Annotated in this window: 1 protein-coding gene; it reads left to right on the top strand. The window is 63.4% G+C overall.

Annotated features, from left to right (window positions below):
• The coding region (locus tag EUA06_RS22250) for a mechanosensitive ion channel family protein (protein ID WP_207208504.1) at positions 1 to 822 on the top strand (822 nt) is incomplete at its 5' end.
• Positions 823 to 1,051: the final 229 nt, after the last annotated feature.

Genomic DNA, 1,051 nt, shown 5'->3' with positions numbered 1-1,051 from the left:
CTGAAGGACGGCCTGAAAGACGGCCTGAGCACGATCACGGAGTTCTTGCCGAAGCTGTTGTTGTTCCTGATCATTCTGATTGTCGGGATCATCATCGCCAAGAGCATCGCCAAGGCGCTCAGCGCGCTGCTGGAGAAGGTGGGCTTCGACAAGGCTGTGGAGCGCGGTGGTGTGAAGAAGGCGCTGGCGAACTCCAAGATGGATGCCAGCGACGTCGTCGCCAAGCTCATGTACTACACGCTGATGCTGTTCGTGCTGCAGCTCGCGTTCGGTGTCTTCGGGCCCAACCCGATCAGCGACTTGATCACGCAGGTCATCACGTTCCTGCCGAGTTTGATCGTGGCCATCATCATCATCGTGGTCGCCTCCGCGATCGCCGCCGCGGTCAAGGTACTCATCGAAGGCACCCTGGGAGGCCTGTCGTACGGCACGGTCTTGGCCAACATCGCCTCGATCTTCATCCTGTTCCTCGGTGTCGTCGCGGCCCTGAACCAGATCGGCGTGGCCACCACCGTCACGCTCCCGGTCCTGATCGCCATCCTGGCCGCCGTCGTCGGCGTGATCGTCGTTGGTGTCGGCGGGGGACTCATCAAGCCCATGCAGCAGCGCTGGGAGGGCTACCTGACCAAGGCCGAGGAGGAGGCACCGCGGATCAAGCAGGAGGCAGCCAACGCTCCGAGCGTCAGGGACCAGGCCCGACAGGCCAAGGACCAGGCGCAGCAGAAGCTGCAGTCCACCGACTCCACCGGCTCGACGACCGGTGCCACCAGCTACGACACCCAGTACAGCGACCCGAACCCCCGGGGCACCTCGCAGTACTGAACCGGACTGGTTCGAGTCCGGGCCCGCCATATACGGCGAACGGCGCGGCCCGGGCTCGAACCCCCGACAGTTCTATAACCAGTCGTCCGGCGTTCGCCGCGACTCGAACCGTTTCCGGCGACACCATCCGGTACCGCTGCCCACATCATTTCAGTCAGTTCTCGTGAAGGAGAAAGCTCATGCTCACCACGGACCAAGCCCAGCAGCTGCTCAGCAACGGCGGCAACGT

Origin of the sequence: Nocardioides glacieisoli, assembly GCF_004137245.1 — a bacterium.
GTDB classification, from domain to species: Bacteria; Actinomycetota; Actinomycetes; order Propionibacteriales; family Nocardioidaceae; genus Nocardioides; species Nocardioides glacieisoli.
Note: the sequence above shows the minus strand (reverse complement) of the source record. Positions and strands in the feature narration are given on the sequence as shown.